General features: G+C 42.5%; 30 protein-coding genes. All 30 read left to right on the top strand.

The window, feature by feature from the left end:
• Window positions 1-365 precede the first annotated feature (365 nt).
• Complete coding sequence (locus MHB71_RS17140; protein WP_340027048.1) at window positions 366-1379, top strand: phosphodiester glycosidase family protein; 1014 nt, start codon at window positions 366-368, stop codon at window positions 1377-1379.
• Window positions 1376-2389, top strand: coding sequence for a bifunctional glycosyltransferase family 2/GtrA family protein (locus tag MHB71_RS17135; protein ID WP_340027047.1), 1014 nt, complete (start codon window positions 1376-1378; stop codon window positions 2387-2389). Before MHB71_RS17140 ends, MHB71_RS17135 begins: the two co-directional genes overlap by 4 nt.
• Window positions 2390-2516: 127 nt before the next feature.
• Window positions 2517-2777, top strand: coding sequence for a DUF962 domain-containing protein (locus tag MHB71_RS17130; protein ID WP_076252634.1), 261 nt, complete (start codon window positions 2517-2519; stop codon window positions 2775-2777).
• 21 nt (window positions 2778-2798) lie between these two features.
• Window positions 2799-3509, top strand: coding sequence for an AAA family ATPase (locus MHB71_RS17125; protein ID WP_036611058.1), 711 nt, complete (start codon window positions 2799-2801; stop codon window positions 3507-3509).
• Window positions 3510-3576: 67 nt separating this feature from the next.
• Window positions 3577-4065 (top strand): cysteine hydrolase, encoded by a 489-nt coding sequence (locus MHB71_RS17120; protein WP_340027046.1) that lies wholly within the window; start codon window positions 3577-3579, stop codon window positions 4063-4065.
• A gap of 32 nt (window positions 4066-4097) precedes the next feature.
• On the top strand, window positions 4098-4334 hold the full coding sequence (locus MHB71_RS17115; protein ID WP_036669455.1) for a hypothetical protein: 237 nt from the start codon (window positions 4098-4100) through the stop codon (window positions 4332-4334).
• Between the two features lie 191 nt (window positions 4335-4525).
• Window positions 4526-5047: a GNAT family N-acetyltransferase gene (locus tag MHB71_RS17110; protein WP_340019752.1), complete on the top strand. Its 522-nt coding sequence runs from the start codon at window positions 4526-4528 to the stop codon at window positions 5045-5047.
• 24 nt (window positions 5048-5071) lie between these two features.
• Window positions 5072-5482, top strand: a complete 411-nt coding sequence (locus MHB71_RS17105) for a hypothetical protein (protein WP_340027045.1) — start codon at window positions 5072-5074, stop codon at window positions 5480-5482.
• A 305-nt stretch (window positions 5483-5787) separates the two neighbouring features.
• Window positions 5788-8499, top strand: coding sequence for a YDG domain-containing protein (locus tag MHB71_RS17100; RefSeq protein ID WP_340027044.1), 2712 nt, complete (start codon window positions 5788-5790; stop codon window positions 8497-8499).
• A 239-nt stretch (window positions 8500-8738) separates the two neighbouring features.
• Window positions 8739-9221: a hypothetical protein gene (locus MHB71_RS17095; RefSeq protein ID WP_340027043.1), complete on the top strand. Its 483-nt coding sequence runs from the start codon at window positions 8739-8741 to the stop codon at window positions 9219-9221.
• A 47-nt stretch (window positions 9222-9268) separates the two neighbouring features.
• The gene (locus MHB71_RS17090) at window positions 9269-9904 is read left to right on the top strand and encodes a hypothetical protein (protein WP_340027042.1); all 636 of its coding nucleotides are present in this window, start codon (window positions 9269-9271) and stop codon (window positions 9902-9904) included.
• A gap of 464 nt (window positions 9905-10368) precedes the next feature.
• Window positions 10369-10821, top strand: a complete 453-nt coding sequence (locus MHB71_RS17085) for a hypothetical protein (protein WP_340027040.1) — start codon at window positions 10369-10371, stop codon at window positions 10819-10821.
• Window positions 10822-10854: 33 nt separating this feature from the next.
• Complete coding sequence (locus MHB71_RS17080; protein ID WP_340027039.1) at window positions 10855-11358, top strand: DUF4188 domain-containing protein; 504 nt, start codon at window positions 10855-10857, stop codon at window positions 11356-11358.
• A 25-nt stretch (window positions 11359-11383) separates the two neighbouring features.
• Complete coding sequence (locus MHB71_RS17075; protein WP_340027038.1) at window positions 11384-11884, top strand: hypothetical protein; 501 nt, start codon at window positions 11384-11386, stop codon at window positions 11882-11884.
• Window positions 11885-12054: 170 nt separating this feature from the next.
• Window positions 12055-12453 carry a hypothetical protein gene (locus MHB71_RS17070; protein WP_340027037.1) on the top strand — a complete coding sequence of 133 codons (399 nt, stop codon included), beginning with the start codon at window positions 12055-12057 and terminating at the stop codon, window positions 12451-12453.
• A 33-nt stretch (window positions 12454-12486) separates the two neighbouring features.
• Window positions 12487-12879, top strand: a complete 393-nt coding sequence (locus MHB71_RS17065; RefSeq protein WP_340027036.1) for a hypothetical protein — start codon at window positions 12487-12489, stop codon at window positions 12877-12879.
• A gap of 5 nt (window positions 12880-12884) precedes the next feature.
• On the top strand, window positions 12885-13232 hold the full coding sequence (locus tag MHB71_RS17060; protein ID WP_340027035.1) for a hypothetical protein: 348 nt from the start codon (window positions 12885-12887) through the stop codon (window positions 13230-13232).
• A 310-nt stretch (window positions 13233-13542) separates the two neighbouring features.
• Window positions 13543-13839: a hypothetical protein gene (locus MHB71_RS17055; protein WP_340027033.1), complete on the top strand. Its 297-nt coding sequence runs from the start codon at window positions 13543-13545 to the stop codon at window positions 13837-13839.
• A gap of 59 nt (window positions 13840-13898) precedes the next feature.
• The gene (locus MHB71_RS17050) at window positions 13899-14741 is read left to right on the top strand and encodes a hypothetical protein (protein ID WP_340027032.1); all 843 of its coding nucleotides are present in this window, start codon (window positions 13899-13901) and stop codon (window positions 14739-14741) included.
• A 220-nt stretch (window positions 14742-14961) separates the two neighbouring features.
• A complete protein-coding gene (locus MHB71_RS17045; protein ID WP_340027031.1) occupies window positions 14962-15453 on the top strand; it encodes an NUDIX hydrolase in 492 nt (163 codons plus the stop codon).
• 14 nt (window positions 15454-15467) lie between these two features.
• A complete protein-coding gene (locus MHB71_RS17040; protein ID WP_340027030.1) occupies window positions 15468-16037 on the top strand; it encodes a histidine phosphatase family protein in 570 nt (189 codons plus the stop codon).
• A 93-nt stretch (window positions 16038-16130) separates the two neighbouring features.
• Entirely contained in the window at window positions 16131-16646 is a 516-nt protein-coding gene (locus MHB71_RS17035) for a nucleoside deaminase (protein ID WP_340027029.1), read from the top strand.
• A 26-nt stretch (window positions 16647-16672) separates the two neighbouring features.
• Window positions 16673-17215 (top strand): GNAT family N-acetyltransferase, encoded by a 543-nt coding sequence (locus MHB71_RS17030; protein ID WP_340027028.1) that lies wholly within the window; start codon window positions 16673-16675, stop codon window positions 17213-17215.
• 20 nt (window positions 17216-17235) lie between these two features.
• Window positions 17236-17901, top strand: coding sequence for a Type 1 glutamine amidotransferase-like domain-containing protein (locus tag MHB71_RS17025; protein WP_340027027.1), 666 nt, complete (start codon window positions 17236-17238; stop codon window positions 17899-17901).
• Complete coding sequence (locus MHB71_RS17020) at window positions 17894-18787, top strand: PhzF family phenazine biosynthesis isomerase (protein ID WP_340027026.1); 894 nt, start codon at window positions 17894-17896, stop codon at window positions 18785-18787. Before MHB71_RS17025 ends, MHB71_RS17020 begins: the two co-directional genes overlap by 8 nt.
• A 40-nt stretch (window positions 18788-18827) precedes the next feature.
• Entirely contained in the window at window positions 18828-19280 is a 453-nt protein-coding gene (locus tag MHB71_RS17015; RefSeq protein WP_340027025.1) for a GNAT family N-acetyltransferase, read from the top strand.
• A gap of 53 nt (window positions 19281-19333) precedes the next feature.
• A complete protein-coding gene (locus tag MHB71_RS17010) occupies window positions 19334-19912 on the top strand; it encodes a GNAT family N-acetyltransferase (RefSeq protein ID WP_340027024.1) in 579 nt (192 codons plus the stop codon).
• Window positions 19869-20183 (top strand): GNAT family N-acetyltransferase, encoded by a 315-nt coding sequence (locus MHB71_RS17005; protein WP_340027023.1) that lies wholly within the window; start codon window positions 19869-19871, stop codon window positions 20181-20183. Before MHB71_RS17010 ends, MHB71_RS17005 begins: the two co-directional genes overlap by 44 nt.
• Window positions 20184-20206: 23 nt before the next feature.
• Complete coding sequence (locus MHB71_RS17000; protein WP_127544656.1) at window positions 20207-20797, top strand: HD domain-containing protein; 591 nt, start codon at window positions 20207-20209, stop codon at window positions 20795-20797.
• Between the two features lie 45 nt (window positions 20798-20842).
• Entirely contained in the window at window positions 20843-21298 is a 456-nt protein-coding gene (locus MHB71_RS16995; RefSeq protein WP_340027022.1) for an NUDIX hydrolase, read from the top strand.
• The last annotated feature ends 124 nt before the right edge of the window (window positions 21299-21422 follow it).

The raw sequence follows: 21422 nt of genomic DNA, 5'->3' as shown, positions 1-21422 counted from the left end.
CATTTAGGGTTCTATAGATTAAAAAATCAAGGTGATCTGATTTCCTTAATAGGAAAACGGATCACCTTTTTTGATTGAACTATTCATTTACACAATAACGGAGAGGACAGAAAAAACCTGAAAAAGCGAAGCGTTCGCCTGAAAGCTTTCTGAAAGAAAGCTGCATCGGAAGCCTACGCTATCCCCGGATTTTCCCCTTTAGAAAAGAGAATTAAAAAAATCTGGGGGTAACAGCGATTGGAAGGTTGTTCTGTCATCGTAGTGTCAGTGTGATAATCTCTAGTCCAATTCGTGTAGTTTCAGATTCATTTAAGCTACCCGGCCTAATATGGCTTTAAGAACTTAGATGAAGAGGTGAGCTTCACATGATGAAGATCTATGAGAAACCAACCCGGAAAGAACCACATAAACGACCGATCTCTCCAAGAAAGCGCAGATGGCTCATCATCACACTTGTCATCTTGCTTGTGGTAGGTGGAATCCTGTACTGCCTGGCTGACCGTTACCTGATCCGGCATGTGCAGGTGGTTGTGGAGGATGAGAACACGGCAACGGCAACAACGAACAACGCCAATGATTCCACCAACACTTCAACCACAGCGACTGAGGTGAGTGTAACGTTAGATGATTGGAATTATTCGAGTGATGATATGAAAGTCAGTATTGAAAAGGTACAGACTGGTTCAGGCTCGGATCAGATTACGTATTATGTCGCTGATGTTCAGCTAACGGATGCAAGCAGCCTGCGAACTGCGCTGGCGGACAACAGCTTTGGAACGAACATTACCGAAAATACGTCAGAGATTGCTGCTGCCAATAATGCGATCTTTGCCATTAACGGTGATTATTACGGATTCCGCGACGATGGTGTCATTATCCGAAATGGAACGTTGTACCGGGACAGCCCAACGCGGGATGCACTTGCCCTGTTCAACGATGGTACGATGAAAACATATAACGAGAACGAGATTACTTCCTCGGAATTGCTGGCCGAAGGTGCAACCAACACACTATCTTTTGGGCCAATTCTGATTCAGGATGGCGAGATCGTCAGTGATTTTAGCAGTGTAAAAATCGATAACAACTTCGGTAACCGCTCCATCCAGGATACCAATCCAAGAACAGCGATCGGCATGATTGCTCCGAATCATTACGTCTTTGTGGTGGTGGACGGACGGCAGGACAACAGCCGTGGCATGACCTTGGCAGAACTGGCTGATGTCATGAAAGGTCTGGGAGCAACCGAAGCCTACAACTTGGACGGCGGGGGTTCATCCACGATGTATTTTATGGGCAGAGTTGTCAATAATCCGCTGGGGCGTAATCAGGAACGTGGCGTAAGTGACATTTTATATCTGACGGAGGGACAAGGATCATGACGATGTTAATTCCATCATATGAACCAGATGTGCGTTTACTGAATCTCGTTTTGCAACTGCAAACCTTTAAACTTGGACCCATTGTGATTGTGGATGATGGCAGTGGCCCCGGTTACCGTGGAATTTTTGAAACGGCAGAAGCGTATGGCTGTACGGTCCTGACACATCCCGTCAATCTGGGTAAGGGCAGGGCCTTGAAGACTGGCTTTCAGTATATTAAGGAGTATGGACCTCAGGGTGGTGTCGTGTGCGCAGATAGTGACGGACAGCATCTGCCACATGATATTAAGCGTATCTTCGAAGTATTGCTTGCACAAACGACACCAGGAATTGTACTCGGCAGCCGTCGCTTCAGTGGTAAAATTCCAGCACGTAGCCGTTTTGGCAACACCGTCACACGGGCGGTCTTTTCCCTCACAACAGGTACCAAAGTATATGACACGCAGACGGGTCTACGCGGTTTTCCTTACTCCATGCTGGACTGGCTGAACCAGATTCCCGGGGATCGGTTTGAATACGAGATGAACATGCTGTTAACGGCACACAAGGAAGGGTATGAGATTACGGAGGAGTTTATTGATACGGTGTATCTGGATCACAATGAGTCCTCCCATTTCCGCCCGCTGGTTGATTCATTCCGGATCTATATGCCAATCCTGATGTTCAGCACATCTTCGGTGCTGTCCGCTCTGATTGATTTTGGACTATTATTTGTTATTCAGTATTTCACACACAATCTGTTTCTGTCGGTTGTCGCAGCAAGACTGTGTAGCTCCATCTTCAACTATACGATTAATCGGAAGTACGTATTTTCCGCTGGACGAACCTCTAAGGTTCGGCAGTCTTTGCCCAAATATTTCTCACTTGTCCTACTGGTGCTGTTATTAAACTACGGTTTATTGTATTTTTATAATGAAAAACTAATAATCCCGCTACTCGCAGCTAAGCTGCTGACCGAGGTATCCATCTTTGTATTCAGCTATTGGGCACAGCGCAGATTTGTCTATTAACTCTGAAGAGAGAGTAAGCCTATGGCTTGCTCTTTTTTGGTTGAAACGGTTTCATATGTACCCCGAAATAGGTTACGATGGAGTGGGAAATAAGGAGCCTTATTTTATGTGAAATGGATGTGGGCTGATGTTGAATCGTGTGCGCAAGGACTTGCGTTATTACCTTCAGGAGCATCAGGATCGGAAAAACCGCATTTTGCATTACTTCGCGTTTTTGTCGGCGTTTGTGGCATGGATTTTTTTGTTTATTGATATCAAAGTCACGCTCCTACTCGCTGTAACCCATTACGCTTTATCCTGGATGGGGCACTTCTATTATGAAGGCAATAAACCCGCAGCTTTTCGTTATCCTCATAATTGTAAATATTCTTTAGTTGAACTTATATAAAATAAATATGGGAGGATGATTATGTATCTTCGAAGTGTGGAACTCCTGTCGGCCAAGATCGAGAATCGGAACCAATATCCTTTTGACATCCCCGCGATCCGGTCCTTGGAACGATTGGAGCTCACGAATAACGTTACTTTTTTTGTAGGTGAAAATGGTTCAGGGAAATCTACGCTGCTCGAAGGCATCGCTCATCAATGTGGATTCAATACCGCAGGGGGCGGCAGGAATAATACCTATGAGACACATGCTTCGGAATCCTCGCTCGGGAATTATCTCAGGCTGGCATGGTTACCCAAAATAACGAATGGCTTCTTCATGCGCTCTGAATCGTTCTATCAATTCGCATCACATGTCGATGAGATGCCGGCGTCGCTTCAATATTATGGCGGGCGTTCATTACATGAACAATCACATGGGGAGTCTTTTCTCAGTCTGTTCGTCAATCGCTTCAGTTCCAAAGGCATCTATCTGCTTGACGAGCCCGAAGCCGCTTTATCTCCAGCTAGGCAGCTCTCCTTATTGCGTATTCTTCATGATTTGTCGGGCACTTCACAATTTATTATTGCGACGCACTCACCCATTTTACTGGGGTATCCGGGGGCAGAGATTTTAAGTTTTGACGATAGCCATATTCAAGAGGTAGCCTATGAGGAGACCGATCACTATCAGATTACCCGCAGCTTTCTGGAGAACCGCGACCGGATGCTGAATGAATTATTTAAAGATTAAGTTCTCAGTTTAACAAGGGAAGTCACTCAACCATGCGACATGAAATTTATTTATGAGGAGAGATTGGATGAAAGTAGGTTTGCTGATTGTTGATATGCAGGAGAGTATTGTGCGTAAAAAGATGGACCAGACTTCGATAGACCATGCCTGTGAGTACATTAACCATGTGGCTAATGTGCTGCGCTCGAATGATCATACGGTCGTTCACGTGCAGGATGTGGAGGGCATGGAGGGGGCAGCGTCAGATGAGTATCGCATCATTCCCGAGATGGATGTGAATGAGAAGGATCTCACCGTTACCAAGGAAGCCTCCAATGCCTTCTGGCAAACTGACTTGGAGCAGGTGTTGAAGAGTCATGGAGTTGAATTGGTGATCATCGCCGGTTTTGCCGCAGAGGAATGTGTTCTATTCACCTACAACGGAGCGATGGAGCGAGGTTTCCGGCCGGTGATGTTGCAAAATGGAATTCTTAGCACACATCCCGAAGCAGTGACTTCAACGTACAGAGATCGCAATGTGATCTCATATCCGGTGGTTGATTATCTGATTCAATAAGTGTTGGCTACATGCCAGTGGAGGTGATGGTTATGAACGTGCTTAACGTTGCTTTTGTCCTATTGATCTCATTGGCAGGAGTTGTTTTCGGTGTTCAGGGGTTGAAGAAAAAATCTCCAGTCATGATGTATATCAGTGTAATATTTATTTTCGTTCCTATACTTCTTTTCATGGATTGGTTGACGTTCTTACCTTTTATCGCTCCCGCAGCGCTTGCCAGTGGATATTTGGTGAAAAATAAAGACAAGACCAATAATCGGACTCTTTAGGGAGTCTTTTTTTGTCCAAATGTTCATGTCCACTGTGAAAGTAAGGTTACTCCATGGTTTAAACCAAACTTTGCCTATATCTGCTGTGGTTGAAAGAATATATTGAGAACAGGGCACAGCAAACTCGTTGTGGAGATCGGTAATGTCATGTATGGACCACTAGCCAACTCATTAACTAAGGGAGATGTGCAATGAAGATGGATGTACAAATTACGAGTATTTTGGCAGAACAAAAGGAATTGTTCTTCAACCTGTACAACTTGTACTTATATGATCTGTCCGAATTTTCTGGCGAGGATCTACTTGAAGAGGGGAAATATGATCCAACGAACACCTATCTATATCTGGAACGCGATGAATTACATCCGTTTTTGATTCAGTATGAAGGAAAGGTTATTGGATTCGTACTGGTCTGCTCACCTCCATATGTGCCGGAAGGTGTGGATTATACCGTGCAAGAGCTGTTCCTGGTCAAAAAGTATCGCGGACAGGGGCTGGCAACACAAACGGTTGACTTGGTTTTTGCTCAATTTGAGGGTACATTCAAAGTAGAACAGTTCGCTAACAATGCGACAGCAGTTTCATTCTGGAAAAAGTATTATGAGCAACATCAGATTGAATACACTGAGTCTGAATATAACATTGAGATTGACAACATCACTGGTATCCACCAGATTTTGTCTCAGACTTTTGTACGTGAAAGAGAGAAATAATATTTAAATTAGAAGGTGATTAGTATGTTCATTATCGTAGCAACCAAAGGGAGTTCGAAGTGGGTCTCAGGTGTATTCCAGGCAGAAGAGGTAGCTAGGCAGTACATGGATCTCATACCTGATGAGCTTAAGGTGTACCATGAATTCATTCAGATAGAGAACATCACATATCCATTTTATATTATAGAGCGTCAGGATTCTCCATTTAGGTTTCTTGGTAAAGATGAAGTGATTTCACTTTTTGATAAAACAGATGTGTCAGAGGATGAAGATGAGGTGCACTTCAATATCTACACGATTGATTCAGATTATAGATCGAACAAACCTGGAACAGATTATATGGGAGCACTGAGGCATGATCATGTGACCAATGAATCTATAGAGATGTACCGAGAAGAAGGAACAGCGTTTCTGATTGAACGAAGGATTTTATGAATGCGAGAATTGAAGAAACTAGTGATCCAGCACTTTAGTTCACCACCTAATTTAATACACGAGGATACCTATGGATGCGACAATGAGGTGTCCTTTTTTGTTATATTTCGGCTCTGATTTTGTTAGAGAGGAGCAGAATGAAATGTATACTGTATACATCCGAATTTGGGCTGTAAACTCTTTAACAGACTGGGTTTTGCAGCCATATTTCATGTTCAGTATTTTATGTATACTATTGCTGATCTTTGTGATAAGTTGAGCGAATAAGATCCAGTAATCATACTATGAGTGAGAGGACTAATATCATGAATTGTGCTAAAAAGCTTGTGACCACTCTATTGATTACAGTTATGTTGTTTTCATCGTTTAATGTAGTATTTGGTGCCGCCGAATCTTCGGCATCAGACATCGAGGGAAACTGGGCAGAAAGCCAAATTACGAAATGGATCGACAAAGGTTTTATTCATGGTTATGAAGACGGCAGCTTTAAACCGAACAATACTATAACAAGAGCAGAATTTTTCTCATTGGTTAATCGTTCATATGGATTTACTGAAACAGCATCTGTATCCTTCAAGGATGTTAATTCATCTAACTGGGCATATGCTGAGGTTTCCAAAGCTGTGAAAGCTGGATACATAAAGGGTTATAGGGACGGTACAATCGGTGCCAATAAACCCATTACTAGACAAGAAGTTGCAGTTATTATCAATGATCTTCTGGATCTATCGAATGAAGCTAGTACTGGAAATCACTTTACGGATTCCAATATGATAGCCTTATGGGCTAAAAATTCGGTAGATGCTATAGTGGCTAAAGGGATTTTACAGGGCTACGATAATAACTTCAATCCGAATAAACCGATCACTCGTGCTGAAGCAGTCGTTGCGCTGGATCGTTCAGTGAATGCAAGAGCAACGGATTACAGCTTAGCTGGAACATATGGCCCTGAGGCGGGGACGCAGACCATTGATGGGGATGTGCTCATTAGCACGGCTGGGGTTACATTGAAGAATATGATCATCAAAGGAAACCTATTATTTAGTGAAGGTATCCAAGAAGGAGATGTACACCTTACGAATGTTACGATTAAAGGTGTGACACGGGTAGAGGGTGGGGGCGTTAGTACCATCTATTTAAAAAATACCGTAACATCTACCCTTATTGTTGATAAGAAAAAAGGAGCCGTTCTCATTATTGTAGAAGGTTCAACGACAGTTGGAGAAGTAACCATTCACTCCCCTGCTACGCTACAAGAAACGGATATTACGGGGAATGGCTTCGGCAAGATTACATTATCCGAGCGGTTACCTGCGGGTTCAAAAGTAGGTTTGAAAGGAACATTTGATTCCTTAATCATTAAAGGCAGTGGGGTTCAGGTGGATATTCCTGAAGGTCGTATTAAGGACGTTATCGTAGCAGTTACAGCAACGGGGACGACTCTTAACTTAGGCACGGATGCAACGATTGTAAACCTTTTCTTAGATGCAGTCGCTAAAATTCTAGGCACGGGTACTATTGAAAAGGTGACGCTGAGTTCCGTTGCTAAAGGTGGTACGACTTTTGAAACTACAATTCGACTGTTGGATAAAGTCATAAATACAGTGACTCCAGCTACTCCAACTGCTCCTGTGACTTCACCTTCCACTGGAGGAACGGATACAATCGCTCCTACTCTGTCCAATGTAACGAGTGGTCATATTGCAGGTGGAGATCCTGTGGTGGGTAGAAGCAATGAAAATGGGTATCTGTATTTGGTTCCTTCCGCAACACCAAAAACAATCACTAGTCTAAACCAATCTGTTGCAGGGTTGTTTGGCAAGAAGCAGTCGGTGACAGCAAACGTAGATACGACAATGAGTACAGCGGGTTTAGTGTCAGGTACGTATGTCTTATATGCCGTTGATCTCGCGAACAATATATCGATGGCTTCGGCAGAGATCGTTATTGGTACAAATCAGTTAACCGTTTCGGCTCCAGTACTCTCAACCGAGAAAATGTACGATGGAACAGCATCGGCAACAGTATTAGCGGATTCACTAACCGGAGTTGCTGTTGGAGACCATGTAACCGTAAGTGCAGCAGCCACTTACAATGATGCAACAATAGGCACAGGTAAAACAATAACTGTAGTTTATACGTTAGGCGGAGCAGATGCAGCCAAGTATATTGCGCCTTCAAACTATACAACCCATACAGGGGCCATTACAGCCGCACAGTTGACGATCGGCGAGCCGATGTTGACTGTTATTGAGAAGAGAGATGGAGATTCATCGGTAGTCGTATCTGCAGGTTCCTTAGTTGGAGTTGTTCCAGGTGAGGATGTGACCGTGAGTGCAGATGCGGTATATGATACAACTTCCCGGCCTAATTCGGCGCTTGTAACTGTGGCTTACACGATAGCTGGTACGGATAGTGGCAAATATATTGCTCCAGCTAATAATACGAACTACACTGTTTATGTACAATACACCGGACATACTGGGATTATCCTAGACCTGATAACAACTTCCAAAGAGTATGATGGAACTTTAGCATCAAATGTAGCAGCGGGTTCTAGAGAAGGGGCTTGTCCAGGTAGTGGAATTTGTCCAGGGGAAGACGTAACGGTAGGTGCTTCAGGAGCTTATGATGATACACATGTAGGAACAAATATGAAGATAACCGTATCGTACACTCTATCGGGTAATGGTGCAGGAAATTATTTACCGCCAACCAGTATCGAAGTGAATACAGGTGTGATCACTGCAAAGCAATTGATGATCACGGCTCCAACATTAATACTCTCCAAAGTATATGACGGAACTCTTGCAGCAAATGTAACGGCAGGTGCATTAACTAACGTGATCTCTGGGGATGACGTACAAGTAAATGCTGTAGCGACATACAATAATGCAGCCGTTGGTACCAGTAAAGTAATAACAATTAAGTATACTCTTACAGGGGATGATGCAGGAAATTATATTGCCCCAGCAACGCAGATGGTTGGTACGGGGGAGATTACTGCTACACCCTGATATTTATGTAGAAGACTATTGTCTCATTAACGACTTATCTGCTGAAAGTTCAGAAGCAAATAGAGTCTCCACTGTCGAATAAGACTGTGGAGGCTTTTTTGATTTTCTGAAAAGAGTAGAATATAAATGGTAGAGTTCAATGCTCAAAATGATTTCGCATTTACCAATACATGGGTTATGATGAATTAAGAGGATTGAACAGATATTGAAGCATGGGGAACTGTAACGGAGGTGCGGGTATGTCGAATCATCATTTTGTTATTGAAAACAAATCGCAAGTAAACGAAGATATCTATACTTTCTATTCTTGGGACTCTAACGGCGTGATACATGGAAATGGATTAACCACAGAGAATCATGCGACCTTGGAAGACGAATTCATTGCGTACATCTATGATTCCCTTTGCTGGTTGGATACATGGAATCCATCTACCTGTATGAGATGTAGTGGACTGAACAACTATGGATTAACCGTTATTGAAGAGCAGGATGTTTTGTTGAAGTTTCATCAACTGATTCGGGCCTGGATGGATCTATTTAGCCATGCGACTGATCCGATCGTTCTTACAGGGAGTTACTGTGTTGATGGAGAAGAACAAAAGGGCTACTACGAGAAACTCGTGTACAACAAAGTTGAATTATTCAACGAATTACATAAGCTTGCGAACATGGCAAAGTATGCTGAGATAAATGGGAAATGCATTGTGCATTTCGGGATATGAAATTTAACTCTTTTAAGACCAATTGACTAAAGAAAGGAGTTTTTACATTGCCTTGGCCGATGGTACATTTTGCAATTGCATCCGAGTTGATATCCGAGCCATTCCCTGAATTGTTATTGGGGAGCCTTGCTCCTGATTCGATCCATGTAAGAACTAATCTTCGTACAGAAAAGGCGAAAACCCATCTCATGCCAGAGGCAGGAAGATTTGCAACAGACGAAGAACTTAAAGACTTTTTTGAAACCCAAAAGAAGTTAGCCTATAGTGATCCCAAATTCCTGCAATATCTGTGCGGTTACATCGCCCATATCTATACGGATCGCGTGTGGACATTCGATATCTATCCTGCATATGAAGTCCATCCTATCGGAAGAAGCGTGTATACACAGGATGTCACAAAACTAGAGTTTATGATTTTACGAAATTGGAACAGGGCCAACGATTGGTTAAATGAGCTGAAAGTGGGGAGAGCATTTGATCTAGGCGGATTGCTGGAATCTGAAGTGTATCAGTATAGAGGAGAGAAAATTGAGTTTTTAGTTAACCCTGACAACGAACCTTTGGGTGATTTAAATATGTTATCCATGGAAGCTATGGAAGAGTTCATACATAAAACGGCGTTAGCGCTAAAAGAATTGTATACAAAATGGAATGTGTATGAAGATTTACGCAGCACTGTGTAAGCAAGGGAGAGATATACCTGAAGGTATACAGGAAACAAGTACGCAAAATTGTAGTGAATGATACACTGTTCCTGTACGTTGTGGATGAGCAAGCTTACGATATCGTCATTCGGGTTTATTCGAATGCACTTAAATCTACATTTGTAGAGTTCGATGTTGCTTGGGAAGATACATGGGATATATTTGTCTATGAACCCAAACTGATATCCAACCTTATTCAATATGCTATAAAACAAGGGTGGGACTACCAACAGAAGAATAACAAAATGAAATTTAACAATGCGACCAGCATTGTAAGGATTCTAATGGCAGAGAAACAAACACGATCATAAGGAACTTGAACACAAATTGAAAGCACGTCTACTGCTCCACAACTCACCTAATTTTAAATTAGAAGCTATATGTACTGAAAGACATGATCTCCAGTTAATCTGCTTCATAGAATTGCATAAAGGAGGATGACTATGGACATCGTTATGATGCTTGAACCGCACGGATGGCTGGATATCCTGGTTCTCCCTGATCAGGGAGAACAGATTGAGATTCCGGTTTCTTTTTTGTCCGATGCGGTTGAGGAGATAACACGTCAATTCGTAGCATTGCACAAAGGAGCCACGGAGGTAACCATGACCATGCAGACCGAACCTGGAGAATATCGCTTCTGGATCAAGAAACGTTCGCAGGTAATCGTTCAATTCATGGTGTATGAGATGAGTGATAACTTTAGCACGGAAGCCGTTACAGAGGGGCGATTGCTTATGTCTGAGGAGTTATCCTTGGTCAAGTTGACTAAGCTATTTTACAGAGAATTAAGCAAATTGAAGGAAATGGGACTGGAGGAATATCACAAACGGTGGAGTTTTGAGTTTCCTCTGAATGCCTATGAGCGGATAGGAAGGGTCGTCCAGATCCGATGAAATCGAATGTGTTTGACGAGAAGGAGGGGTGACATGGCGAACATACATAAGGGAAGATACTCCGCTCAGATTGAGGGAGAATTTGTTGTTTTTATCATCGGAATGAGGATCAATCGTCTGTGGGCTATACACAAATGGTTGCCTGTCTTTAAGTCCATGGGACCGATGATTAAAGAACTGTATATGAATCCGGAGACTGGATTTCTGAGTACAGAGTATTTTATAAGCTGGCGTGGGGTGACGTTACTACAATACTGGCGTTCTTACGATGAATTGGAGAAATACGCACGAGGTGGATTGCACTTGGAAGCTTGGAAAAAATTCAACCGATCCATTGGTACTGACGGAACAGTAGGAATTTATCATGAAACATACAAGGCTCAGTCGGGTTCCTTCGAGACCATATACGCTAACATGCCAAAATTCGGATTAGCTAAAGCTTCTGACCATGTGCCTTCGACAGGCAAGATGGAGACATCCAGACGCAGAATGGGCGGAGAGAATGACCCGGCAGTGAAAGCACCAGAGAATCCTTAAAGTGGTGAATAGAGAGGAGCATGTTATGAAGGCTAAACTTCGACCAGAAGATGTACATTCTAAGCAGCTTAGCTGGTTGTGTATTAAACCGATGCTTGTTTCTGTACGGGGCAGAGATATGGCAGCTAAAACAGAGATATACCGAAAGTTACACGAAGGGCAACAAGCTTTATTTCTGTTCTATTCCTATCACAATCACACGAAGAGTATGGCAGAGTTTTATTGGTTTTCGGCCTATAACATCATCGAGATCAAGAGCTGGAATGGAATTAAAAAAGGGATGCACTTTTTTCATTTAGATGAAATGGTAACTGTACTGGACCAGATAGAAATTCTGATCACGGACAAAAACAGAGTGGATGAAGTGTGGCGTGAGGTACTGCCAACGGATCTGGAGAAGGACCCGATCTTGCTCCAGAGAACAGAGGCATTATATGCTGCATATCAGACTGTGACACAAGTAGCTATTGCACACATGAATGAGATAATCCTGCAAAATCAGGAGATGTATCTGGAGATTGAGTAAGGTTATATGGATGTATGAATGCATAGGGGCTACTCATGAGTGAGTAGTCTTTTTATCATGTATGAGAACATTGGCTGCACATCATCGCTTTTTATTTTTATGCTAGAATGGATAGCAGGAAAAAAGCGGAAGAGTTAAATAACATTCTCAAGTAGGTAAGGAGAACAAGTATGAACGAGGAAGAACTGCTACAGTTATACGGATTGGAGCCTGATGACATCCATCGAGAGCCGATCCGAGAACTATTGAAGCAAGAGATTGAGAACCGAAAGTCAGAAGATAACGAGGTTCTAAAACTGTTGTGCATCATGTTATTCTGTATTGGAAATGTAGAGGACTCCCAGCTAATATGGCGGGCCAAACGAAAGAATCAGGATACGGGCAGTTATATTGATGTGCAGTTATTATGTGGTTCAGGGTATGAGGAGACATTGTTTTACCTGGAAAATATGGACGGGGAACAGGCGCACAAGGAGTTGCTTTACCTTAAACAGTGCGAGCCGTATGATTTTGTTAATTTCTCCAAAGTGGAATGGGTCTCAGACTATAAACAATATTATGGTGTTTGATTCGGATTTATAAGGTATGGGAGGAGGGGGACTATGCCAAGTTTGCATGACAACATCATATTAAGTTACGAAGTTGATTTAGAGAACAAAAAAATCAGGATGCGCACACGTTCAAGTCATACTGTACCGAAAAATATGGATGTTTTATTCTCTGGTGTAATGGCCCATGCGTTTGATACACCGCTGCATGGCAGCATTATTTTGGATCTGGATGAGTGGGATATAGAGCATTTTATCCCTTATAATCGAGAGTTGTTAGAGCCGGGGAAGGGCTATGGTTGGCCTGTCAGCTATGATTCTTATGACGAATTGCAAATCCGGCTGATCGAGGAGAAATACAAGTACATGGTGATCTCATCCTCGTATGGACTGAGTGGTTGGGTTTTGGCGAAGAACGTAGAGATTACTGTTCAAGAAACGGGGTGAACGGGATGAAGGGTGAAAACACACAGCATGGTGGCAAGAAGGGCGCAGGACTCAGAACGGGCATTGTTGTTCTTGTTGTTCTGCTCGTTATTCTAGTAATGACCAATCCAAACGAAGAAGATTTTGTTGCGTGGCTCGCAAGTGAACATGACATCCATTCTTCGTATGATGTGAATGAAGGCAGGACGTTTACGCAGACGATCGACGGTGAGGAAAAGACGCTTCATTATAAAGGTGGACATATACTGCATATGGGAATCTTTTCAACATATAGTTACCTTTTCTTGGATAATGAAGAAAAAGAGATCCAGATTGAAGCGGTCGGCATAATGAATATGCTATTTAGTAGGTAGCTAGATTGATTGTGGACAGTTACAAAAGTTGAATGAAAGTTCTGCTGATAACCACGCGCTTTGCATGATATAACTCGTGCAGAGAAGCGTGGTTTTTTGCGCGAAATGCGATAGAAACAGAGATGGTTAACTTCGTTTATTCGCAAATTCCACATTATGGGTTATGATGTACCTTGAGAGAAAATTTTACATACATAGGAAGTCTTTATTTAAATAAAAGGCACAACAGGATGAAGAAATATCGACATCCCAAGAGAATGAAGACATCCCACCAGAGTATCTTGATGAAACAAACTATACCGGTGACAAATTGGAAATCGTCAAACTTATGAATGCTCGTATGCGTTATTTATACGAAGAGGATGAAAAGCGATATATGAATCTTTTTGATCCAAAATCTCCTATATCAGGTATGGGAAGATACAAAGTTCTCAAGGTTACTCCCATGAGCGACATAACTATACGGGAGCAAAGGAAGCTCTACCAGGCAGTGGTGACGGTTAACGAGTTAAAAGAGAACAATGAAGAGTCTAACAATATGATGGTGTTTTGGAAAAAGAAAGAAGATGGCGATAAGGCGCAATGGGTTATTGCAGATATTGATTAATAACATAGTGTCTGACACATGGAAGATCCATATCTTCACACAAAATAAAGGATGATGTAATGATGGCAAGGCGTTTAATACTGATTGAAGGATTACCGGGTTCAGGCAAGTCAACGGTTGCCGAGATGGTTTCCGAAATTTTGATAGGACAAGGCAAGGAGGTACAACTATTTCAAGAAGGGAACCTGGATCACCCTGCTGATTACGAGGGCGTATCTTTTTATTATGCTGGAGACTTCGAGGCTTTATTAAAAACACATGAAGAATACAGAGAGATTCTGGAAAGCAATGCGACTGCTCATGATCAAGGTTTCCTGATTCCATACCGTAAGATGAAAGAGCAATGGGGAATAGAGATTCCCGATCACATTGTACAGGATATTTTCAGCCGAGATATTTACGAAATTCCTTTTGAGCAAAATGTTAAGCTGATCACCGGGAAGTGGCAAGATTTCACCCAAAACGTGTTAAGCACGAATGATGACTGCATCACGATATTTGAATGTTGTTTTATCCAGAATCCACTAACCATGGGTCTTGTAAAATGCAATCAATCCAAAGAGCAAAACGTGCAGTATGTATTGGAACTTGGGTGTATCATTCATGCTCTGAACCCGCTTCTCATCTATATCGACCAGAAAGATATATCCTATACATTTGATAAGGCGGTTAGTGAAAGACCAAAAGAATGGTCAGAGGGATTCATTAATTACTATACGAACCAGGGTTTGGGGCAGGCACAGGGTTATCAGGGTGTTGAGGGTACGGTACAGGTTTTGCAGGAAAGAAAGAAGCTGGAGTCCGAAATCTATGGGTTACTTCAGATGGATAAGGTATGGCTGGATAATTCGGATTATGACCGCGAGGCTTGTAGGCACAAGCTAGAAAAGATTCTGCAGTAACCTTAATGAAATACGAATACATACCGGAGGTCAGTTTTATGACATTTTATGGAGTAGCCTTAATTGCAATAACCGCAATCTTAATTATTATAGGTGTTCGAAGCAAACGGAAAGCAATTCTTAGATGGGGCATAGGCAGTTTAATTTTATTGCTCGTACTCATCATTCCCTCATTCATCATGGGATTCATAGACGGATTTGCTGATGGGTGGTCAGCGAGATGACCACTGCAGATAACAATAATATATCGTATGAACAAAATAACAACAAATTCAACTTCCGTGTGGCAGGTATTGTGATGGATGCGGGAAGAGTTCTTTTGCATACGACTGAACAGGACGATTTCTGGAATCTGCCCGGAGGTCGGGTGAAATTAAACGAGACAACAGAAGCAGCTATTGTGCGAGAAATGATGGAGGAACTGGGTGTTCATGTAGAAGCGCAAAGGCTCGCATATGTTAGTGAAGATTTCTTTGAATATGATGGTCTGAAGTATCATGAAGTTGGCTTTTATTATCTCATCACATTGCCGGAAGCCCATAAGCTATATAGTGAAACTGAATTCAAAGGTTTAGAAGATAACGGGAAGTTAACTTTCCAATGGTTTTCCTTGGACGAACTGGAGCAGATGGAAGTATATCCTGTGTTTTTGAAAAAGGAACTGACTAACCTTCTTGATGCAAAAGGCATCAAACACTTCATTCAGAAATAGAGGAATAGGTGCCTATGGACATTACATTTATTCGTCATGGTCATGGCGAACACTTGATGGATTACCCAAATCAATTAAATTGTCAGCATCCGGGCCTCACTGAATTGGGGAAAAGTCAGGTTATAGCGTTGCGTAAACAAGTGGTTTTTGCGCCTGAAGACGTCATTTTGATTAGTCCAACGAAACGTACTATTGAAACAGCACAACTCCTAACCCCTAACAAAAATCTTGCGTTCTTCAGCCCACTGGTTGGCCCAAGAATGTTTCCTCAGAATCCAGAGTTTGTTCCTTTCGTCTGTGATCAAATCTATTCCAAGGAAGAGCTCAGTCATCAGTATACTGACATAAGAATGCTTGATTTGGGTTTGGATTGTTGGGAAGAAATTATTAATCAGATGGATGCAGATCGGTTCCAGATATTAGCTGAAAAGCTTCTTGAATGGTGCAGGCAACAGAGCGGCAATACGTTTATCATTTCACATGACGGTACGATATCGAACTACAGGATTTTACTCGGAGAAAAAGGGTTAACCAAAAGTGATTTTCTTGTTGAAGCAGGGCAGTATACGATCAGGAACTTTTAACGATCTAAGGAGATCCCATCAATCTCTTTTACTACACATTACACAAGGGATCTGCTTTATAAGCGACTATAACTGCACTTAGGGGGATTTTAAATGAAGTTATCGGATTATGAATATTTAACTTTGGCTCTGGAAGAAGCAGAACAATCACTTTTTGAAGGGACATATCCAATTGGTGCGATAATCGTGGATGTCGATGGGAATGTCGTGAGTAAAGGCCGGAACCGAGTCTTCTCGGATTGCGATCCTACAGCACATGCTGAGGTGGATGCCATTCGTCGGGCAGGAAAACATTTGCTGGATGTAGACAAGAAGAGATTCATGAAGAAGAAAGAACTGACGCTCTATACTACCTGTGAACCTTGTCCTATGTGTTCTTGTACCATATTAATGTCGGGTATTAAAAAGATTGTATGGGCAGCGGATGATGAAGAATATGGCGGACTTCGACGGTTCAAGGAAGGGCCTCATTTTATCCATATGTTTGACACGTTAACCTGTGTTGCAGCACCCTATCTTGATCTGGAAAACAGACAGAGAGCTTTGCTCGCCAAATGGAATATTGGTAGAGGTGTGCTTAATACAGAGTGGGAGATTCCCAAGCAATGATCTTTTTATAAAGGAGATGAATCCACATGGAATTCGTGGGAGAGAAGGTAAGAATAACATCAGTCACAGAACAGGACCTCGACTTTATAGGTCAACTTGAATGTGACACAAACATATGGAGCTTTGAGGAAACTGTTGAAACGGATGAGGAAAAGGTCCGCGAGAAATATCGCAGCCATTTTGCTCTCGCAGATGAGAAACCATATGCCTATGATTTCGTTATACGCCGCATAAATGATCCGGAAGATACCCCCATTGGTATAGTTCAGATGTGGAGTTATGTGGATTACCGAAAAAGCTGGGAACTTGGATTCGCTGTACTTTCAGAATACGCAGGCAACGGATATGGGAGCGAGGCTACACGTCTTTTGTTACAATTTGCGTTTCAAGAGTTACAAGCTCATAAGGTTGTCGGCATGTGTAATTCACAAAACGTTCGCTCAGCAGCACTGATGCAGCATGTGGGTATGACACGGGAGGCCATCTTCCAGGAAGAGCTATGGTGGAACAATCAGTGGACAAACCAGTACTTTTTCTCGATTTTGGATAGAGAATTTAAGTCAGTCTAATAGGTACGGGAGGAAATAAGATGACTACGTTGGTTCTGTTAAGTGATTTGCTCTTCGAGTCTAATGATAAATTGGATCAGAGAATACGAAGCTTATTCAACAGTGAACAGCCTTCCATCGGATATATCCCTTCGTGCTCTGACCCGGAGCGAAAGTATTTTGAACACACTAGACGTTACTATAATAAATTAGGAGTAGATAACATTCAATATTATGATCTTGATCTGGAGTATGAGGAGAGCACATTTGGCGCTATTTTCGAATGTGATGCGATTCATCTATCCGGCGGAAATACGTTTTATTTTCTAAGTTTATTACAGAAGAGAAATGTGCTTGGTTTGCTGCGTTCCTATGTGAAGAGTGGCGGCATTCTGATCGGGGTCAGCGCAGGAAGTATTCTGACTACACCTACCATAGCTATAGCGGGATATGGGGAAGATGCTGATGAAAACAATGTAGATCTGAAAGATATGCAAGCACTGGGACTCGTTGATTTTGAGTTTGCACCGCACTGGGATGGTTCGGAAGACACCCTGAATTCATTAAGAGAGTATCCCCGTGTTAATCGTACGGCTGTTTATGTGTGCCAAGATGGTGGCGGGCTTGTAATGGATGGTGAAAGCGTAGAGTTATATGGAAATGTGAGTCTCGTAGATTACAGAGAGAGTGGGTCTGTTGATGAGTAATATTACGGTCTATCATTATGATGCTTTCTCTACCGTACCGGGTCAAGGTAACCCGGCAGGAGTGGTTTTTGATGCTGATCATTTCAGTGAGACGGAGATGCAGCAGATCGCTTATAAGGTTGGTTTTAATGAGACGGTATTTGTGTTGAACTCTGAAGTAGCTGACGTCAGACTACGTTATTTTACACCGGGGCATGAGATTAATCTGTGTGGTCATGCCACAATGGCATCACTGTATGGTTTGAAGACGCGTGGGATGTTAAGTGACAAAGAGTTGATCACAATTGAAACCAATGTAGGTACATTACCCATACGATTTGAGCGCAATGCCGACACCATTTACATGGAAATGAAACAGGATCAGCCGCAGTTTATACCGTTCCAGGGGGATATCGAGAAGCTGGTAAGCGCCATCAATCTCACTCTGGATGAGGTTGACCTTTCAACTCCAATCGTTTATGGAAGTACGGGAGCCTGGACGTTATTAATCCCGATTCGTGAACTGAACTCCTTTATGAAAATGAAACCGGATTCTTCCCTGTTCCCAGGAATTTTAATTGATAATCCCAAAGCTTCCCTACACCCCTTTTGTTTTGAAACCCGTGATTCCGATGCGATGATGCATGCCAGACATTTCTCTTCACCGTACTCAGGTACTACAGAAGATCCAGTGACTGGAACAGCCTCCGGGGTAATGGGTGCCTATTATCTAACGTATGTGAAACCGGAAATTGATGAGGTACAGTTTGTGGTAGAGCAAGGGCATGAGATTGGAAGAGATGGAAAGGTTCAAGTGAGTGTGATTCGGGATGGTGAGGATATGGATGTTAGAATGAAGGGGACAGCTGCTTTTGTGCGTGAACTGAATGTTGAATTGGACATTTGATCATATACGAAAGCAAAAAGCGCGAAGGGAGATTAACATTTTGCAAATTATTGATATTCGGCAGAAGCCGGACGTGATGCAAGAAGCAGTACAGTATTTCTGGAAACAATGGGGCTCGGAATCAAGCTTCCATTTCTATCGGGATTGTATAGAGCGTTCTGTGGATACAGAGAGTGATGTGCCAAGATTTTATGTGATGTTGGACGGAGACCGAATTATCGGTGGGTACGCTTTGTTGCGAAGTGATCTGAATAGCAGGCAGGATCTCTTTCCCTGGTTTGCATGTCTTCATGTTGATCCAGAATATCGGGGCCAGAATCTGGGTGGACAACTTCAGACCCATGCATTAAATGAGGTGAAAGCAAAAGGGTATGACAAGCTGTATTTATGTACTGATCTGACTGATTATTATGAAAAAAATAACTGGGCCTATATCGGCAAAGGATATCTGCTCGATGATGAAGAGACGAGAATCTATGAATATACGATTTGATAGAGGTTACACACGCTTTATGGCTTTGTCTTGAATTCGGGAGGAATGAACCTATGATTACCGAGATTAATAAACATGATTTCCACAAAGTAAAACATCTCACGGACTCGTGTCAGAATATTGAAGTCAAGGCGGTGGCGTCTGGCTTGAACCCGGGACGGATCTATGTAGATGATGCAGAGAATATCACAGCAGCTCTAATTTGGATACATGGACAATCTGGTTTTCAGTTGATCGGAGATTCTCGAAGTGAACCCTTTCTGAATGAATTGAAAGAGTACATGCGGGAACGTATTGAACCTGAATTATTAAACTTACATATGCATGCCGTTGAAATTGGTGTGGTGGACGAAGCCTGGGAAGATGTTCTTCGGCACATCTCCGGGAAAAGAGATATCTCCAGTGATATTCAGCATGTATTCAAGTTGAATCCAAATTCGATAAGTCAGCAAGTACCTCTCGACATATGTGCTTCACAGGATGAGAAAGTCAGAATTCTCAGGATAGATGAAGTACTATTAGGAGAGAAAAGATATAACAATTCTCCATTCCTGAAAGATAAAATCTCTCACTTTTGGAAGACAATAGATGATTTTTTTACAACATGGCTTTGGCTATATTGCAGTGCATAACGATGATATCGCGAGTGTTTGCTTTTCGGCATTTATCGCAGATCAGACACATGCGGTTGATATTGAAACGGTTGAAGTCTACAGAAGAAGGAATTATGGTGCGATGGTGGCAAAAGCTTTTGTGGAAGAATGCAGTCGTGTAGGTATACATCGTATACATCCGTATTGGGATTGTTCACCGGACAATGCAGGCTCAATTCGTCTGGCACAAGGTGTGGGGATGTCACTCGATTTTAACTATAGAGTTTACTGGTATGATCTATCCACATAGATGGGTATGAAGGAGGATGTGCTGTGAGCGAATCATTACAGGATCAGATTCACTTTCTCATTGAGATTGATAAACTCAAAACGATTGAACGAAAGACGAGAATTATGCACGGTGAGAGACTTGAAAATGATGCGGAGCATTCCTGGCATCTGGCGATGATGGCCTTGGTTTTGCAGAGTCATGCCAACAAGGATGTGGATATCCTCAAAGTCATTAAGATGCTTCTCGTTCATGATCTGGTCGAGATTGATGCCGGAGATACGTTCGCTTATGATACGGTGGGACACACGGATAAATATGATCGTGAACTCAAAGCAGCTCATCGGCTGTTTGGTATATTGCCTAAGGAACAGGCGGAAGAACTACTCTATTTATGGTTAGAGTTTGAAGCAAAGCAGACGCCTGAAGCACAATTTGCCTCATCTCTGGATCGGTTGCAGCCTCTGATCCATAATCATCAGAATGAGGGAGATACGTGGCAGAAATATAACATTACAAGTGATCAGGTATTAAACAGAAACCGTGAGATTGCGAACGGTTCCGAAACATTGTGGGAGTATGCGCAGCAGCTTATTCAGAAATCCGTAGATCAGGGAATCTTGACCAAATCATAAGGGTAGGTTTCACGCATGCACTTTGAAGATGGGGGAGAAGCATGGATGGGATATATCATGGAGCTAAGAAAACTGGTGGGCCCGCGTCCTCTAATTATGGCGGGCTCATGTGTACTCGTGTTCAACGAGGAAGGTCACCTGTTGCTACAAAAACGTACAGATAGCTTGGATTGGGGGACACTTGGGGGATCCATGGAACCCGGGGAGTCTTTGGAGGAAACAGCTGCGCGGGAATTGTATGAAGAGGCCGGACTGAGAGCGGAATCGTTCAAACTCATTAGCATTTTTTCAGGTGAGGACATGTACTATCAGTATCCACATGGTGATGAAGTTTACAACGTCATGGCTGTTTATGAAGCTTCAGGTATCAAGGGCAGCCCAACCATTATGGATGATGAAGGGCTGGAACTCCGATATTTTGATCTGAATCAGCCGATCCCTGAGATCAATCCGTTTACGGAATATGTGTTGAAGAAGGCAGGATATATCAGAACTCACTAGCTGTATCCGGATTATAAATCTTCCACCTTTAACATACGGATCTGGGAGATTTTTTCGTTTTTCAACCAATAAGCACGCTAAGCGACTCTCACATCTACCCAAAAAGTTAACTGAGGAAAAATAT

The sequence above is a fragment of the Paenibacillus sp. FSL H7-0940 genome (genome assembly GCF_037979415.1).
Taxonomy (GTDB): domain Bacteria; phylum Bacillota; class Bacilli; order Paenibacillales; family Paenibacillaceae; genus Paenibacillus; species Paenibacillus amylolyticus.
The sequence above is the reverse complement of the archived record's forward strand: the minus strand, read 5'-3'. Positions and strand labels throughout refer to the sequence as shown.

Coding starts and splice junctions, on each gene's coding strand:
- MHB71_RS17070 (WP_340027037.1), top strand. CDS start 12,055: ATGAACGAGGAAGAACTGCTACAGTTATACGGATTGGAGCCTGATGAC.
- MHB71_RS17005 (WP_340027023.1), top strand. CDS start 19,869: ATGATTTTTTTACAACATGGCTTTGGCTATATTGCAGTGCATAACGAT.
- MHB71_RS17125 (WP_036611058.1), top strand. CDS start 2,799: ATGTATCTTCGAAGTGTGGAACTCCTGTCGGCCAAGATCGAGAATCGG.
- MHB71_RS17085 (WP_340027040.1), top strand. CDS start 10,369: ATGGACATCGTTATGATGCTTGAACCGCACGGATGGCTGGATATCCTG.
- MHB71_RS17105 (WP_340027045.1), top strand. CDS start 5,072: ATGTTCATTATCGTAGCAACCAAAGGGAGTTCGAAGTGGGTCTCAGGT.
- MHB71_RS17020 (WP_340027026.1), top strand. CDS start 17,894: ATGAGTAATATTACGGTCTATCATTATGATGCTTTCTCTACCGTACCG.
- MHB71_RS17040 (WP_340027030.1), top strand. CDS start 15,468: ATGGACATTACATTTATTCGTCATGGTCATGGCGAACACTTGATGGAT.
- MHB71_RS17115 (WP_036669455.1), top strand. CDS start 4,098: ATGAACGTGCTTAACGTTGCTTTTGTCCTATTGATCTCATTGGCAGGA.
- MHB71_RS17030 (WP_340027028.1), top strand. CDS start 16,673: ATGGAATTCGTGGGAGAGAAGGTAAGAATAACATCAGTCACAGAACAG.
- MHB71_RS17060 (WP_340027035.1), top strand. CDS start 12,885: ATGAAGGGTGAAAACACACAGCATGGTGGCAAGAAGGGCGCAGGACTC.
- MHB71_RS17140 (WP_340027048.1), top strand. CDS start 366: ATGATGAAGATCTATGAGAAACCAACCCGGAAAGAACCACATAAACGA.
- MHB71_RS17025 (WP_340027027.1), top strand. CDS start 17,236: ATGACTACGTTGGTTCTGTTAAGTGATTTGCTCTTCGAGTCTAATGAT.
- MHB71_RS17110 (WP_340019752.1), top strand. CDS start 4,526: ATGAAGATGGATGTACAAATTACGAGTATTTTGGCAGAACAAAAGGAA.
- MHB71_RS17080 (WP_340027039.1), top strand. CDS start 10,855: ATGGCGAACATACATAAGGGAAGATACTCCGCTCAGATTGAGGGAGAA.
- MHB71_RS17045 (WP_340027031.1), top strand. CDS start 14,962: ATGACCACTGCAGATAACAATAATATATCGTATGAACAAAATAACAAC.
- MHB71_RS17065 (WP_340027036.1), top strand. CDS start 12,487: ATGCCAAGTTTGCATGACAACATCATATTAAGTTACGAAGTTGATTTA.
- MHB71_RS17130 (WP_076252634.1), top strand. CDS start 2,517: ATGTTGAATCGTGTGCGCAAGGACTTGCGTTATTACCTTCAGGAGCAT.
- MHB71_RS16995 (WP_340027022.1), top strand. CDS start 20,843: ATGGGATATATCATGGAGCTAAGAAAACTGGTGGGCCCGCGTCCTCTA.
- MHB71_RS17120 (WP_340027046.1), top strand. CDS start 3,577: ATGAAAGTAGGTTTGCTGATTGTTGATATGCAGGAGAGTATTGTGCGT.
- MHB71_RS17010 (WP_340027024.1), top strand. CDS start 19,334: ATGATTACCGAGATTAATAAACATGATTTCCACAAAGTAAAACATCTC.
- MHB71_RS17095 (WP_340027043.1), top strand. CDS start 8,739: ATGTCGAATCATCATTTTGTTATTGAAAACAAATCGCAAGTAAACGAA.
- MHB71_RS17075 (WP_340027038.1), top strand. CDS start 11,384: ATGAAGGCTAAACTTCGACCAGAAGATGTACATTCTAAGCAGCTTAGC.
- MHB71_RS17050 (WP_340027032.1), top strand. CDS start 13,899: ATGATGGCAAGGCGTTTAATACTGATTGAAGGATTACCGGGTTCAGGC.
- MHB71_RS17135 (WP_340027047.1), top strand. CDS start 1,376: ATGACGATGTTAATTCCATCATATGAACCAGATGTGCGTTTACTGAAT.
- MHB71_RS17100 (WP_340027044.1), top strand. CDS start 5,788: ATGAATTGTGCTAAAAAGCTTGTGACCACTCTATTGATTACAGTTATG.
- MHB71_RS17035 (WP_340027029.1), top strand. CDS start 16,131: ATGAAGTTATCGGATTATGAATATTTAACTTTGGCTCTGGAAGAAGCA.